The sequence below is a fragment of the Rhodococcus sp. HNM0569 genome, assembly GCF_012726205.1.
Classification (GTDB): Bacteria; Actinomycetota; Actinomycetes; order Mycobacteriales; family Mycobacteriaceae; genus Rhodococcus_F.
Genome location: NZ_JAASAE010000013.1, coordinates 38,865 through 52,684 on the forward strand (window position 1 = coordinate 38,865; position 13,820 = coordinate 52,684).

Genomic DNA, 13,820 nt, shown 5'->3' on the forward strand with positions numbered 1-13,820 from the left:
TCATGAGCAAGACACTCTCTCCGATCGATGCGCCGCAGACCGCGGTGCTGATCGCGGACCAGTTGCGGGAGAAGATCCTCGACGGCTCGTACGGGCCGGGCGAGCAGCTCAGTGAAGCGGCGCTCGCGTCGCAGCTCGAGGTGTCGCGCGGTCCGGTCCGGGAAGCGCTGCAACGGCTCTCGCAGGAGGGCCTGTTGGTGAGCCATCGCAACCGCGGCGTGTTCGTCGTCGAGTTGACCGCTGCCGACGTCGCCGAGATCTACGCGGCGCGCGACGCCGTCGAGACGGCTGCGGCGCAGACCGTCTACGCGCTGCCCGAGGCGCGCAAGAAACATGCCGTCGACAAGCTTGCGAAGATCGTGGCGGGTATGCCGAAGCCGATCGCCGCCAACGACTGGGCCCGCGTCGCGAAACAGGACCTGAAGTTCCACCAGACTCTGGTCGAGGCGACGGGTAACAGCCGCCTCGTACGCATCTACTCGACTCTCGCAGCCGAATCGCGGATCTGCATGGTGCACCTCGAGAATGCGTACAACCGTCCGCATGCCCTCGCCGAGGAGCATCAGCGCCTCGTGGACCTGCTGGCGTCGGGTTCGCTGTCGGAACTCGAGAAGGCGATTCACGAACATCTCGAGACGGCGGTGCGCGACCTCACCTCGTTGATGGCGCGGCGGGACGGTGCGTCATGATCGTGACGGTGTTGCACGCCGACCACCGGCCCGACGGCATGGACGCCGTCGAGCAGTTCGCCGAGGTGCGATACGCGACGGTCGAGACGCTCGCCGACGCACTCCCCGGAAGCGATGTGCTGCTCGTGTGGGACTTCTTCTCGCGCGCGCTGCAGGACGCGTGGCCGGCCGCGGACTCGCTGCGCTGGATCCACGTAGCAGCCGCGGGCGTCGACACACTGTTGTTCGACGAGCTCGTGAACTCGGATGTGGTGGTGACGAACTCGCGTGGCGTGTTCGACCGGCCGATCGCCGAGTTCGTCCTGGCGTCGATCCTCGCGTTCGCGAAGGACGTGCCGGCGTCGCTGCGCCTGCAGAACCAACGGCAGTGGCGTCACCGCGAGACCGAACAGATCTCGGGCAGCAGGGCAATCGTCGTCGGCACCGGGGCGATCGGGCGCGAGATCGCGCGACTGCTGCGGGCAGTGGGTGTCGAGGTATCGGGGGCGGGGCGCCGCGCACGCAGTGGCGACCCCGACTTCGGTGAGGTGCGGCTCAGTGACGAGCTCGCCGGATATATCGGCGACGCAGACTATCTCGTGCTCGTCGCGCCGCTGACCGAGCAGACCGAGGGCATGGTCGATGCGTCCGTGCTCGCCGCGATGAAGCCAACGGCCCGTCTCGTCAACGTGGGCCGCGGCGAGCTCGTCGTCACGGACGCTCTCGTCGACGCGCTACGCAAGGGCCGCATCGCGGGCGCTGCGCTCGACGTGTTCGACACCGAGCCGCTGCCCCCGCAATCGCCTCTGTGGGACATGGAGTCGGTGCTGATCTCACCCCACATGAGCGGCGACGCCGCCGGGTGGCGGGAACGGCTTGCGGGCGTGTTCGTCGACAACGCGGAGCGGTATCGAGACGGCCTGCCCCTGCTCAATGTGGTCGACAAGCAGCGCGGGTACGTTCCGTCCGCGTGACCCTGTGAGCACCTGACGAGTCCCGGCACGCCGGAAACGCGCACGGCGCCCGCGAGTGAAGGACACTCGCGGGCGCCGTGACGGTCGGGAGTTCCGGCACTGCCCTGTGCCGGAGCCGATCTCAGGCCAGATCGAACCGGTCGTTGTCCATGACCTTGGCCCACGCCGAGACGAAGTCGCGCACGAACTTCTCCTTCGCGTCCTCTGCCGCGTAGACCTCGGCGAGGCTGCGCAGGATCGAGTTGGAGCCGAACACCAGGTCGGCGCCGGTCGCGGTCCAGCGGGGCGCACCGGTGACCCGGTCGGTGCCCTCGTAGACGTTCTCCGCCGCCTCGGACACCTTCCACTCGGTGCCCATGTCGAGCAGGTTGACGAAGAAGTCGTTCGTCAGTACGCCGGGACGTTCGGTGAAGACGCCGTGCGCCGACTGCCCGTAGTTGGTGCCGAGCGCACGCAGGCCGCCCACGAGGACCGTCATCTCCGGTGCCGTGAGGTTCAGCATGTACGCGCGATCGACGAGCAGGTGCTCGGCCGGCACCTTGGCACCGGGCAGCAGGTAGTTGCGGAAGCCGTCGGCCTTCGGCTCGAGGAAGTCGAACGATTCGACGTCCGTGTCCTCCTGCGACGCGTCGGTGCGACCGGGTGTGAACGGCACGGTGACGTCGAATCCGGCGTCCTTGGCGGCCTTTTCGACCGCTGCCGCACCGCCGAGCACGACGACGTCGGCGAAGGACACCTTCTTGCCGCCGGATGCCGAGGCGTTGAAGTCGTCAGCGATCTGTTCGAGCTTCGCGACGACCGGCGCGAGCTCGGCCGGCTGGTTGACCTCCCAGTCCTTCTGCGGCGCGAGGCGCAGCCGCCCGCCGTTGGCGCCGCCGCGCATGTCGGTGCCGCGGAAGCTCGCCGCGGCGGCCCACGCGGTCGACGCGAGCTGCTGGACGGTCAGACCCGAGTCGAGGAGCGTCGCCTTGAGTGATGCGACGTCCTTGTCGTCGATCAGCGGGTGGTCGACGGCGGGAACCGGGTCCTGCCACAGCTGCTGCTCCGGCACCCACGGGCCGAGGTAGCGCGCCACCGGTCCCATGTCGCGATGCAGCAGCTTGTACCACGCCTTGGCGAACGCCTCGGCGAGCTCTTCGGGATGCTCGAGCCACCGGCGGGTGATCTTCTCGTAGGCCGGGTCCTGGCGCATCGACAGGTCGGTCGTGAGCATCGTCGGCGCGCGGCCCGGCCCGTCGAACGGATCCGGGATGGTGCCCGCGCCCGCACCGTCCTTCGCGGTCCACTGCCACGCACCTGCGGGGCTCTTGGTGAGCTCCCACTCGTAGCCGTAGAGGGTTTCGAGGAAGGTGTTGTCCCATGCGGTCGGGGTGGGCGTCCAGACGACCTCGGGTCCACCGGTGATCGCGTCCTTGCCGGCGCCTGTACCGAACGAGCTCTTCCAGCCGAGGCCCTGTGACTCGAGCGGGGCTGCCTCGGGTTCGGGACCGACGAGGTCGGGATCGCCCGCGCCGTGGGTCTTTCCGAACGTGTGACCGCCGACGATGAGTGCCGCGGTCTCCTCGTCGTTCATCGCCATGCGCCCGAACGTCTCGCGGATGTCGTGCGCCGCCGCGACCGGATCGGGTTGGCCTTCGGGCCCTTCGGGATTGACGTAGATCAGGCCCATCGTGGTGGCCCCGAGCGGGTTCGCGAGTTCACGCTTGCCGGAGTAACGGCGGTCGGTGCCCAGCCACGCGTCCTCTTCGCCGAAGAAGATCTCCTCCGGCTCCCAGATGTCCTCGCGGCCGAAACCGAACCCGAAGGTGGGCAGGCCCATCTGTTCGATGGCGCAGTTGCCCGCGAACACGAGCAGGTCGGCCCACGACAGGGCACGACCGTACTTCTGCTTGATCGGCCACAGCAGCCGCCGCGCCTTGTCGAGGCTCGCATTGTCCGGCCAGCTGTTGAGGGGTGCGAAGCGCTGCGCGCCCTCGCCGCCGCCGCCTCGGCCGTCGAGCGTGCGGTAGGTGCCCGCGGAGTGCCAGCTCATGCGGATGAACAGCGGGCCGTAGTGACCGTAGTCGGCAGGCCACCAGTCCTGGGAGGTGGTCATGAGCTCGAACAGGTCGCGCTTGACGGCCTCGACGTCGAGCTTCTGGAACTCTTTCGCGTAGTCGAAGTCGTCGCCGAGCGGACTCGCCTGCGGGGCATGCTTCTTCAGGATCGTCAGGTCGACCTGTTCCGGCCACCAGTCCCGGTTCGTCATCGGCCGATGGGCCGTGGGCGTCGGCGAGGGGATTGCCGGGTTTTCGCTCTCGGACACTTCAGTTCTTCCTTCCGCTGTCGGTGAGTGGGCTGTGCTCACCGGGGTGATCGTGACGCTTCGGGTCGGGAACGGACGTTTCGGATCGGGAACATTCGGGGCACAGGCCCCAGAAGACGACTTCCGCCTCGTCGAGAAGGAAGCCGGTCCGGTCGGGCGGGGTGAGGCACGGCGCCTCACCGGCTGCGCAGTCGACGTCTTCGACGGCGCCGCACGACCGGCAGACCAGGTGGTGGTGGTTGTCGCCGACACGTGCCTCGTACAGCGCGACCGAGCCGGCCGGCTGAATACGACGCACGAGATCTGCATCGGTGAGCGCGCGCAGCACGTCGTACACGGCTTGCCGCGACACCGACGGCAGGCTCGCGCGGACAGCCCGGAACACCGTCTCGGTGTCCGAATGCGGGTGCGCGTGCACAGTTTCCATCACGGCGACGCGTGGCCGCGTGACACGCAGCCGCGCGTCGCGCAGCTGCTGTGCGAACTCGGCGTGTGTTGCCACCGTCACACTATGGACCATTTATCTTGAACAAGTCGAGAGTTTGGCGAAATCGTGTCGAAACGCGGGGTCCCGCGCGGGTGCCTGTCGCGCCGCGCGCAGCATTGCTCTCAGCGTGATTGCAATTGCCGGACCAGCGGAATCACCCGCCGGCGTGGCGTCGGCACCGAGCTACGGCGCATCGGGCGCGGTTACATAGTCGTTATCCATCGCCACGCGCCTGTGCAGTGCGTGCGAGTCCACCATCACCCAGCCCCGGAGGTTTCGTGCCATGGCACGCCGTCCTGTCTTCACCGGTGCGCGACTCGTCGACACCACCGACGAGTTGACGCTCCGCTGCGACGTTCTCGTCGTCGGCGGGGGGCCCGCGGCCGCGTGGGCGACCCTTGCAGCCACCGAAACCGGAGCGTCGGTCGTGGTGGTGGACAAGGGCTATCTCGGCGCGAGCGGCGTCGCCGCGACGGCGGGCGTGGGGCACTGGCTCGTCCCGCCCGTGGCCGAGCGTCGCGACGACGAGATCGGGAGGCGCGAGGAGACCGGCCGGTTTCTCACCGACCGTGTGTGGGCCGACGCGATTCTCGACGAGGCGTGGGAGCGCACCGCGCTGATCGAGGAGTGGGGATTCCGGTCCTCGCAGCCCGCTCGCCGCGAGCGCGGCCCGTTCGCGGGACGGCCGGGCGAGCGGTCGTTCTCCGGTCCCGCGCCCGACTACCTGCGCTTTCTGCGCGGGCGCGTCAAGAAGGCGGGCGCGGTGGTCCTCGACCACAGCCCGGCGATCGAACTCCTATCCGATGCGAGCGGACAAGCCTCGGGCGCGAAGGGATATCAAAGACAGCTCGGTCGCCCGTGGACGGTGTACGCGAGCGCCGTGGTGCTCGCGACCGGAGGCACGACGTGGCAGAGCCACTCGCTCGGTGGCGACGTGAACACGGGAGACGGGCACCTGATGGCGGCCGAACTGGGTGCCCGCCTGTCGAGTATGGAGTTCTCGAACTTCTACGGCATGGTGCCTTTCGGAACGAGCATGGACAAGAACGGCTTCTTCATCTCGGCGTCCTACTGGGACCATCGCGGCAGGCCCATCGAGTACCACGATCTGCACCGCAGTCGGGCCGAACTGCTCGGTGCGTCGCTGAGAGGCACCGTGACCGCTCGGTTCGCACAGTTCGGTCCGGACATGTGGCCGGTGTTACGCGACGCGATGCCGAACTTCTTCATGGTCACCGACAAACTCGGCATCGACCCCTTCACGGAGCGCTTCCCGATCGACTGGGTCCAGGAGGGCACGGTGCGCGGCACCGGCGGAATCCGCCTCGTCGATCGCGACGCCGCGACCGGCGTGCCCGGCCTCTACGCGGCGGGCGATGTGACCGCGCGAGACCGCCTGGTCGGTGCGGCGACCGGGGCCGGAGGGCCGAACCTCGCATGGGCGGTCGCCACCGGCACGTGGGCGGGCCGAGCTGCCGCGCGGTACGCCGTGGGGCGGGGCGTCGAGCTCGGTGACGTTGCGCCCGCGGGGACGAAGGGTGTGCTCGACGGCGCACGGCATCGGTATGACGAAGGCATCGACGACGTCGCGGAGGCGGTGCGCGGCGAGATACTGCCCATCGACAAGGCTGTGTTTCGCAGCGACGACGGTCTGCGCCGGTCGATCTCACTCCTCGACGGCCTGTGGGAGCGTCATACCCTCACGCCTGCCACGCCCGGAGAGGCATTGCGCGCGCGCGAAACCGCCGCGATGCTGGCAATGGGGCGCTGGGCGGTGCACTCCGCCCTGGCCCGTACCGAAACCCGAGGAATGCACACACGTGTGGACCACCCGGCCGAGGACCAGACGCAACGGCACCGCCTGCTGAGCGGCGGCCTCGACGAGGTGTGGGTGCGACCCGACCCCGAGTCGCCCCGGGTTCGCGCCGACGCGGCTGTGCGGGTGGCGTCGTGATCGAGATTCTGAGCACTACGAGGTGCACCGAATGCGATGTGTGCGTGCGGATCTGCCCGATGAATGTATTCGACACGGTCGAGGGCGGTCCGCCGGCGATCGCGCGGCAGAGCGACTGCCAGACGTGCTATCAGTGCGAGGCGTACTGCCCGGCCGACGCGCTGTTCGTCGCGCCCTCACGCACACCGGAACCAGAAGGCTCGTCGCTGCGTGACGAGAACCACCTCGTTCGCGAGAACCTGCTCGGGCTCTACCGCGAGCGCATCGGCTGGCGCCGAGGCGAGCGGAACAGCACGGCCACGGGAACTTTCGACTACCACACGACCGCGGACACCGCGAGGAGACCGTCATGAACCTGTCCTTCACCCACCGCGCACGACACGTGCTCACCGCTGTCGTGGGTGCGGCCGTCGTCGCGTCGACGCTCGCAGCGTGCTCCTCCTCCGACGCAGCGTCCGCCGACGGCCTCACACCGGTCAAGATCGGTGCCCCGTGGAACGGCACTGCGGGCAAGACACCCGCCGACACCGGTCCGTTCGGTTATGCCGTCGAGCGCGGCCTGGCGCAACCGATTCTCCAGAAGTACGGATTCGACTACGACGGATTCGTCGGATTCAACAACGGTCCGCCGGTCGTGCAAGCTCTGCAGACCGGGGACATCCAGGTGGGACTGATCGGCGACACTCCGGCGGTGCAGGCGCGTGCGAGCAGTATCGACGTACCGGCAGTGTTCGTTGCGAAACCGAACTCCGACATCTGGTTCCTGGGTCGCGAGGGTGGAGTGAGCCGCATCGAGGACCTCGCGGGCAAGAAGGTCGCGCTCCAGTTCGGCTCGAACTTCGACAAGTACGGTCGCGCGGTGCTCGAGCGCGCCGGGGTGGTCGACAAGGTCGAGTTGGTCAACATGCTGTTCGCCGACGCGCTGCCCGCATTGCAGCGCGGCGACGTCGACGCGGTGCCGTTGCCCGCGACGACGGCCGGAATCTGGCGCAAGCAGGCCGACTTCCCGATCCTCAGCAAGGCGAGTCTCGACGACCCCGACCTTCTCGCGACGAGCGTCGGGCTCACGTCGCGGGCGACGCTCGATGCCAACCCGGACCTTGCGAGGGCGGTGTGGGAGGTCGTGCGCGCAGGCAACGAAGCGATCGACGCCGACCACGACGCGTACGCGAAGTTCGTTGCCGACACGAGCGGCGCTCCCGAGGATGTCGTGTTGCAGGCGACGTTGTGGCGCTACGCGACAGAGCCCGCCGACCCGGAGGGGCTCGCGACGGCTCAGTCGACCCTCGACTTCCTCCTCCGCGCGGGAACGGTGCCCGGAGGATTCGACGTGCAGCAGTGGGTTGCGCCGTGAGCGTCGAGACCGTCCCGGCCGACCGCACGGCCGCGCAGCCGGACTCCCGAACGCCCTTGCCGGAATCGAAACCGCGCCGTCGAGACATCGTCGAATACTGGCGCAGTTCGCGCGCCGCGGACCTCGTACTGCGTGCGTCGGTGCCACTCGCGATACTCGCGCTGTGGGCTCTCGGGTCGGCTCGCGGTGTCATCGATCCGAAGCTGTTTCCGTCGCCCGGCGCAGTGTGGTCCGCGTTCGCCGAACTCGTGAAGACCGGCGTGTTGTGGGAAAATCTCACGGTGTCGCTCGGTCGGGTCGCGGTCGGCTTCGCGCTCGGCGGCGTGCTCGGACTCGCCCTCGGCGCGGCGGCAGGACTGTCCCGGCTGGGCGACCAGTTGATGGACCCCACGCTGCAGATGCTGCGGACGATCCCAGTTCTCGCGATCACCCCGCTGCTGATCCTGTGGTTCGGGATCGACGAACGACCGAAGATCGTCATCATCGCGGCGGCGGCACTGTTTCCGCTCTACGTCAACACGCACGGTGGCGTCCGCAATGTCGACCGAAAGGTGATCGAGGCGGGACGTGTGTTCGGTCTGCGCGGCCTCGGTCTCGTGCGTCAGGTGATCCTGCCGGAAGCGATTCCCTCGATCCTCGTGGGTCTGCGAGTCGCGTTGTCGGTGTCACTTCTCGCGCTGATCGTCGCCGAACTCAGCAACGCCCCCAAGGGGCTCGGCTTCCTGATGACCTCGGCACAGCAGTACTTCCAGACCGACGTCCTCGTCGTGATCGTGCTCATCTATGCCCTGTGGGGGCTCGCCGCCGACCTCGTGGTGCGGACGCTCGAGCGGATCCTGCTGCCGTACAAGAGGAGAGGTGGTGGGCGATGATGGTGTCGACTCTCGACACCGGGGTACACACCGACGGTGTCGTCAAGACATTCGACGGCCGCACCGTGCTGGACGGCGTATCGCTCGACGTGGGCGCGGGCGAGTTCGTCGCGCTACTCGGCGCGAGCGGCAGTGGTAAGACGACATTCCTGAGGGTGCTCGCGGGACTCGAGGACGCCGACGGGGGAGTTGTGGAAACCCCGGGTGCGCGCACCGTCGTCTTCCAGGAGCCGCGGCTCGTCGCATCGAAACGAGTCCGGGACAACGTTCTTCTGGGGCAGCGGCGCACACGTGCGACGAAAGACGCCGCGTCGAGCGCGCTCCATGAGGTCGGTTTGGCGGGCCGCGAACGGTCGTGGCCGACGACGTTGTCGGGCGGCGAAGCGCAGCGCGTCGCGCTCGCCCGTGCGCTGGTGCGAAAGCCGCGCCTGCTTCTTCTGGACGAGCCGTTCGCGGCCCTCGACGCACTCACTCGGCTCCGGATGCAGGCGCTCGTCGCGAGGCTGTGCCGTCGGCATCGGCCGTCGGTGCTGCTGGTGACCCACGACATCGACGAGGCGATCCTGCTCGCCGACCGTGTCGCGGTGCTGAAGGACGGTCGCATCACGCTGCTGCGGACGCTCGAGCAGAGCCGGCCACGCGACCCGGCGACGACCGAGTACCAGCAGTTGCGTCGCGCGCTGCTTGCCGAACTCGGTGTCGGCGCAGTGGCGTGAACCGCCTGAAGTTTCACAGCCGGGGATGGCGCAGGTGGTGCTCGGTGACCGACTGGAAGGCGTGCGCGGCGCGCAGCACCGTCGATTCCGCGAGGTGGTCGCCGACGAGCTGACTCGCGAGCGGTGTGCCACGCGACGTGAACCCCGACGTGAAGGTGACGGTCGGCTGCCCCGACATGTCGAACGGCGCCGTGGGCACGACGAGGTCGGGGTCGGGTGCCTGCGCCATCCGCTGCACCGTGGGTGACGAGATGCCGATGCTCGGCACGAGCACGAGGTCGACCTCGGTGAAGACGCGGCGCATCCGACCGGTGAACTCGCGGCGGGTTGCCGCCATGCGGGCGAGATCGCGGGCGGTCTGCGCGCGGCCGAACTCGAGGAGCGCGGCCAGGCCCGGGCCGTACTCTTCGCGACGCTGCGGATACGCCCATTCGTGCGCCGCCGCGGTTTCGACGGCGCACGTCGCCATCCAGTCGGCGCACACCTCGGTGACGTCGGGGAGGGTGACGTCGACCGTCTCGTAGCCGAGTTCCTCGAACACCGCGAGCGTCGACAGCACGGTGGCGGTGGTGTCGTCGTCGAACCGGGTCGCGAAGGCCCGATCGACGCCGATGCGCAGGGGAGTGCGGTCCACGAGTTCCTCGACGTAGTCTGGCACCACGTCGAGGAGGGCCGTGGGGTCGGCCTCGTCGGGCCCGGCCAGGACTGTCAGCATCGCCGCGGCGTCGGCGGCCGAGCGTGCCATCGGACCGATGTGGTCGAGACTCGCGGCGAGTTCGACGGTGCCGTGCCTGCTCACACGCCCCCATGTCGGCTTGACACCGGTGAGGCCGTTGACGCTCGACGGCATCCGAATCGATCCGCCGGTGTCGGAGCCGATCGCGCCGTAGCAGAGTCCGGCGGCGGTGGCAGCTCCCGAGCCGCTGGACGAGCTGCCGACCCAGGTGTCGGGGTCCCACGGGTTGAGCGGTGTCGGCAACTCCGGATGGTGATCCATGAACGCACCCTCGGTCATCCGCAACTTGCCGGTGAGTACGGCCCCCGCCGCCTTCAGTCGCTGCACGACGGTGGCATCGAATGTCGGGACGAAGTCGCGCATCACGCGCGTGCCCGCCGCGGTGGTGACGCCCGCGGTGTAGCAGAGATCCTTGACCGCGAGCGGAACCCCGTGCAGCGGACCGCGATACGTGCCGTGCGCGATTTCGTCGGCAGCCGTCGTCGCGGCGGAGAGTGCGGCATCGGGCGTCACGACTACGTAGCTCTGCAGTGTCGGATCGAGACGTTCGATGCGTTCGAGGATGTGCTGGGTGAGCTCGACGGGCGAGAGCTCACGGCGTTCGATCAGACTCGCGACGTCGGCCAATCCGAGGAATGCGAGCGCGTCCCCTCCACGGTCCTCGGAATGCTTCGGAGCGGCACTGCCGGCAGTCATGGCGACCTCCTCGAGTCGGTCTCGGCTACACCGATTCCCGGGCGCGGAACAGGGCACCCAACCGCGGCCGGGCGAGCGGCGCGCCGACCAGACGCAGAGCCTCCCACACCGACACCTGGTTCGCGGTGAGAACGGGTTTGCCGACATGCGCGTCGAGCGCGTCGAGATGCTCGGCGGTGTGGAAGGCCGTGTCCGGAAGCAGCACGGCCTGCGCGCGCGGATGATCGCCGGACTCGGCGATCGCGAACAGCCGTGCGCGGTCGAACGTGCCGACCTCGGCCGCAGTGATCACCTCGTGGCTCGCGACGTGCACGACCTCGACGCCCGTGGCACGCAGGAACTCGCAGAACAGCGACGCGACGTCGGCGGGATAGGTGGCCGCGATCGACACGGTGTCGATGCCCCGCGCGCGCAGTGCGTGCGCGAACGCGAGCGACGTGCTGGACGCGGGGACGCCTGCGTGCCGGGCGAGCGCGTCGGCCTGCGCGTGCGCGCCGTCCCAGCCGTAGCAGAAGCTGCCGCTCGTGCAGGTCCACACGAGTGCGTCGACGGCCCCCGCCTCGTCGGCACCGGCCGCGAGGAGATCGTCCCGGCCCCAGTCGCGCAACTGCTCGACGTGGTGGGCGTCGACGTTCATGAGCGTGTGGGTGACGGGCAGTGCGACGTCACCGCCGAGGAGCGTCTCGAAACGCGGGAAGTCGTCCTCGGCCGAGTGACCGGGGTAGAGCATTCCGACGGCCGGTGCGGAGCTTTCCGGGGTGGCGGACATGACACCTCCGTTGCATGATTGTCGACAATGTACAGCGGGCCGGACGGCGGCGCAGTGCGCGAGGGCCGGGCCTCGGGCATCGAGGAGACACCATGACGCGCTACATCGACATCACACTGACCAAGCGTGGCGTGGGCTGTGTGGCGAAGCTGCTCGACAGCGAGGCGCCTCGCACGTGCGACGCGGTGTGGAGCGCTCTGCCGCTCGGCGTCGACGCCTTCCATGCGAAGTATGCGCGCAACGAGATCTACACGCTCGTCGATGCCTTCGCCGACGAGGAACCGGGGCTCGAGAACCCCACGATCACCCCGATTCCCGGCGACGTCATGTATTTCGAGTTCGCGCCGTGGCAGCTCACGCCGAGTTCGCACGGTTACGGCGACGCCGGCACGCCCGCACAGGGCAAGATCGATCTCGCGGTGTTCTACGGGCGCAACAACCTCCTGCTCAATGCGGACTTCGGGTTCGTGCCCGGCACAGTGTTCGCGACCATCGTCCGTGGTCTGGACGAGATCGCCGCGGCCGCGAACGACCTGTGGCTGCGGGGCGTCGAGGGCGAGGTGCTCCGATTCGACCGCCACGACGGGGAGCTCTGACGGGCAGGCGGGGACGACCGGCAGCGGCGTGCCGCCCACACTGGGTGCATGGTTGCCGGACTGCGTGCGCTCACGGTCGACATCGACACCGGCCGGTGGGCCGGGACGGTCCTCGAGAATGTAAATCTGGAGGTAACCTCCGGGCACGTCACTGCGGTGCTCGGCGGTCCCGGCGACGGCAAGACGATGGTCGCCCGGGCGCTGACCGGGCGCCTGCCCGAGACCGCGTGCGTCACGGGTGAAGTCGTGGTCGACGGGCGGGTCGCGTACGTGCCACAGGACGGCATCGACGCTTTCGCGCCGGATCGGTCGGTCGCCGACCAACTCGACGAGCTCGCACAGCTCTACGGCAAGGGGAGTGTCGAGGACGCCTGCCGGGCCGCGTGCTATCCGCTCGATGCGGCAGAGCTGTTTCCCCGGCACAATTCGGCGGGCCAGATACAGCGTGCGGCCCTCGCCGCTGCGCTGGCCACCGACCCCGACGTGCTCGTCGCCGACGGACCTACGGCGTCGTTGGACCGCGGCGCTGCCCTCTGGGTGTGGCGTTCGCTGCGTCGCTGCGCCGACGACGGTGCCGCGCTGCTCGTCGTCACGCACGACGTGCCGCTTCTCGTCGCCACAGGGTTCGCGGACCGTGTCGTCGTGCTGGAAGCCGGTCGTGTGCTCGCCGACGGGCCGCTCGCGGAGGTATCCGCCGTCGCCGATCCTCGCGTGCAGAGCTACTTTCGCGCGTGCTGACGGCTCGGGTCGTCGGGGCCTCACGCGGTCCGTTGGCCCGAGTCCCCGGCGTGCGCGACACCGTCCCCGACGCCCGCGGGCAGCGCGGACACGGTGGCGAGACGCTCGTGGCCTTCCCGGGCGGCGGCGAACAACCATTGTTTCGATGTGGGTGGCTCGAGCCCGGCCGCGCGCAGCGCCGCCCACACGGACACCTGATTCGCGGTGAGCACGGGTTTGCCGAGTTCGCTCTCGAAGCGACGGATCAACCCGTAGGTGCGCAGGTTGGTGCAGCTGACGAACACCGCGTCCGCGTCCGGACGGTCGGCGTCGAACACCAGTCGGCGCACGGTGGCCGCGTCCACCTCCCAGATGCGTTCGTCGATACCGAGACCCGCGCCGCCCACCACGTCGAGCCCGGCCTCGTGGAGGAATTCGTGCAGCTTGGCGGTCACATTGTCCAGGTACGGGGTGGCCACCGCGAGCCGTCGGACGCCGAGTGCACTGGTGGCCTCGACGAGCGCGCCGGACGTGGTGACCGCTGCCCGCGCGCCTGCCGCGATCATCGTCTCGCGCATCGCCCGCTCGCCGTCGACTCCACGCACGAAGCTGCCCGACGTGCACAGGTACAGAACGACGTCGGGGTCGGTAGTGAGCAGCGCCCGGGTGCCGGACGCGAGGGTATTCGCGTCGCTGACGCCCTCGGCCATCTCGACGGTGGACGGCAGGCCCAGTTGGGCAGTGCGGGTGAGTAGCAGGTTCGCGCGCGTGGGCGTCCACTTCCAGAGCTCGCGGTCGAGCGCGAAGTCGTACGGGGCGATCACTCCGATGTAGCGCTGTCGCCCGGGTGCCCTGCGTGTCGGTGTTGCCTTGTTCATCGGTCCACCCCACAATTGTTGACAATCTACTATCGAAGGCGCGATCGTCGAACGATCGATTTCCGCTGTCGACGTAGTTTCCGGCTCTGAGGCGAAGG

At 68.9% G+C, this 13,820-nt stretch carries 14 protein-coding genes; 9 read left to right on the forward strand and 5 right to left on the reverse strand.

The window, feature by feature from the left end:
- Positions 1-2: 2 nt before the first annotated feature.
- Both HCA44_RS16540 and HCA44_RS16545 read left to right on the forward strand, forming a co-directional pair.
- The gene (locus HCA44_RS16540; protein ID WP_206038261.1) at positions 3-689 is read left to right on the forward strand and encodes a GntR family transcriptional regulator; all 687 of its coding nucleotides are present in this window, start codon (positions 3-5) and stop codon (positions 687-689) included.
- Positions 686-1,642, forward strand: coding sequence for a D-2-hydroxyacid dehydrogenase (locus HCA44_RS16545; protein ID WP_206038262.1), 957 nt, complete (start codon positions 686-688; stop codon positions 1,640-1,642). Before HCA44_RS16540 ends, HCA44_RS16545 begins: the two co-directional genes overlap by 4 nt.
- Before the next feature lie 121 nt (positions 1,643-1,763).
- Here the strand turns inward: HCA44_RS16545 and katG are convergent, their stop codons facing one another.
- Both katG and HCA44_RS16555 read right to left on the reverse strand, forming a co-directional pair.
- Positions 1,764-3,890: a catalase/peroxidase HPI gene (katG, locus tag HCA44_RS16550; RefSeq protein WP_169650345.1), complete on the reverse strand. Its 2,127-nt coding sequence runs from the start codon at positions 3,888-3,890 to the stop codon at positions 1,764-1,766.
- A 58-nt stretch (positions 3,891-3,948) separates the two neighbouring features.
- Positions 3,949-4,449 carry a Fur family transcriptional regulator gene (locus HCA44_RS16555; protein ID WP_346764761.1) on the reverse strand — a complete coding sequence of 167 codons (501 nt, stop codon included), beginning with the start codon at positions 4,447-4,449 and terminating at the stop codon, positions 3,949-3,951.
- 268 nt (positions 4,450-4,717) lie between these two features.
- On the opposite strand from HCA44_RS16555, the gene HCA44_RS16560 reads away from it, so the two are divergent.
- From HCA44_RS16560 to HCA44_RS16580, 5 genes are read left to right on the forward strand one after another with little or no spacing between them, the layout of a single operon-like run.
- Positions 4,718-6,388: an FAD-binding protein gene (locus HCA44_RS16560; RefSeq protein ID WP_169650349.1), complete on the forward strand. Its 1,671-nt coding sequence runs from the start codon at positions 4,718-4,720 to the stop codon at positions 6,386-6,388.
- Positions 6,385-6,741: a ferredoxin family protein gene (locus HCA44_RS16565; protein WP_169650351.1), complete on the forward strand. Its 357-nt coding sequence runs from the start codon at positions 6,385-6,387 to the stop codon at positions 6,739-6,741. Before HCA44_RS16560 ends, HCA44_RS16565 begins: the two co-directional genes overlap by 4 nt.
- Positions 6,738-7,742: an ABC transporter substrate-binding protein gene (locus HCA44_RS16570; RefSeq protein WP_169650353.1), complete on the forward strand. Its 1,005-nt coding sequence runs from the start codon at positions 6,738-6,740 to the stop codon at positions 7,740-7,742. The genes HCA44_RS16565 and HCA44_RS16570 overlap by 4 nt, the downstream gene beginning before the upstream one ends.
- Positions 7,739-8,614: an ABC transporter permease gene (locus tag HCA44_RS16575; RefSeq protein ID WP_346764762.1), complete on the forward strand. Its 876-nt coding sequence runs from the start codon at positions 7,739-7,741 to the stop codon at positions 8,612-8,614. Before HCA44_RS16570 ends, HCA44_RS16575 begins: the two co-directional genes overlap by 4 nt.
- Complete coding sequence (locus HCA44_RS16580; protein ID WP_240945591.1) at positions 8,614-9,330, forward strand: ABC transporter ATP-binding protein; 717 nt, start codon at positions 8,614-8,616, stop codon at positions 9,328-9,330. Before HCA44_RS16575 ends, HCA44_RS16580 begins: the two co-directional genes overlap by 1 nt.
- A 13-nt stretch (positions 9,331-9,343) precedes the next feature.
- Here the strand turns inward: HCA44_RS16580 and HCA44_RS16585 are convergent, their stop codons facing one another.
- Positions 9,344-10,762: an amidase gene (locus tag HCA44_RS16585; protein WP_169650357.1), complete on the reverse strand. Its 1,419-nt coding sequence runs from the start codon at positions 10,760-10,762 to the stop codon at positions 9,344-9,346.
- Between the two features lie 25 nt (positions 10,763-10,787).
- A complete protein-coding gene (locus HCA44_RS16590) occupies positions 10,788-11,531 on the reverse strand; it encodes a maleate cis-trans isomerase (protein WP_169650359.1) in 744 nt (247 codons plus the stop codon).
- A 92-nt stretch (positions 11,532-11,623) separates the two neighbouring features.
- Here HCA44_RS16590 and HCA44_RS16595 point away from each other — a divergent pair, with 92 nt between their 5' ends.
- Positions 11,624-12,127 (forward strand): DUF3830 family protein, encoded by a 504-nt coding sequence (locus HCA44_RS16595; RefSeq protein ID WP_169650361.1) that lies wholly within the window; start codon positions 11,624-11,626, stop codon positions 12,125-12,127.
- 48 nt (positions 12,128-12,175) lie between these two features.
- Positions 12,176-12,865 (forward strand): ATP-binding cassette domain-containing protein, encoded by a 690-nt coding sequence (locus HCA44_RS16600; RefSeq protein WP_169650364.1) that lies wholly within the window; start codon positions 12,176-12,178, stop codon positions 12,863-12,865.
- Positions 12,866-12,885: 20 nt separating this feature from the next.
- Here HCA44_RS16600 and HCA44_RS16605 read toward each other — a convergent pair whose 3' ends face one another.
- The gene (locus HCA44_RS16605) at positions 12,886-13,722 is read right to left on the reverse strand and encodes an Asp/Glu/hydantoin racemase (protein WP_169650366.1); all 837 of its coding nucleotides are present in this window, start codon (positions 13,720-13,722) and stop codon (positions 12,886-12,888) included.
- Between the last annotated feature and the right edge of the window lie 98 nt (positions 13,723-13,820).

Excerpts from the sequence above, each read along its gene's own strand:
- HCA44_RS16570 (WP_169650353.1), top strand. The coding sequence starts at position 6,738 with ATGAACCTGTCCTTCACCCACCGCGCACGACACGTGCTCACCGCTGTC.
- HCA44_RS16605 (WP_169650366.1), bottom strand. The coding sequence starts at position 13,722 with ATGAACAAGGCAACACCGACACGCAGGGCACCCGGGCGACAGCGCTAC.
- HCA44_RS16580 (WP_240945591.1), top strand. The coding sequence starts at position 8,614 with ATGGTGTCGACTCTCGACACCGGGGTACACACCGACGGTGTCGTCAAG.
- HCA44_RS16595 (WP_169650361.1), top strand. The coding sequence starts at position 11,624 with ATGACGCGCTACATCGACATCACACTGACCAAGCGTGGCGTGGGCTGT.
- HCA44_RS16600 (WP_169650364.1), top strand. The coding sequence starts at position 12,176 with ATGGTTGCCGGACTGCGTGCGCTCACGGTCGACATCGACACCGGCCGG.
- katG (WP_169650345.1), bottom strand. The coding sequence starts at position 3,890 with ATGACGAACCGGGACTGGTGGCCGGAACAGGTCGACCTGACGATCCTG.
- HCA44_RS16585 (WP_169650357.1), bottom strand. The coding sequence starts at position 10,762 with ATGACTGCCGGCAGTGCCGCTCCGAAGCATTCCGAGGACCGTGGAGGG.
- HCA44_RS16560 (WP_169650349.1), top strand. The coding sequence starts at position 4,718 with ATGGCACGCCGTCCTGTCTTCACCGGTGCGCGACTCGTCGACACCACC.
- HCA44_RS16590 (WP_169650359.1), bottom strand. The coding sequence starts at position 11,531 with ATGTCCGCCACCCCGGAAAGCTCCGCACCGGCCGTCGGAATGCTCTAC.
- HCA44_RS16545 (WP_206038262.1), top strand. The coding sequence starts at position 686 with ATGATCGTGACGGTGTTGCACGCCGACCACCGGCCCGACGGCATGGAC.
- HCA44_RS16540 (WP_206038261.1), top strand. The coding sequence starts at position 3 with ATGAGCAAGACACTCTCTCCGATCGATGCGCCGCAGACCGCGGTGCTG.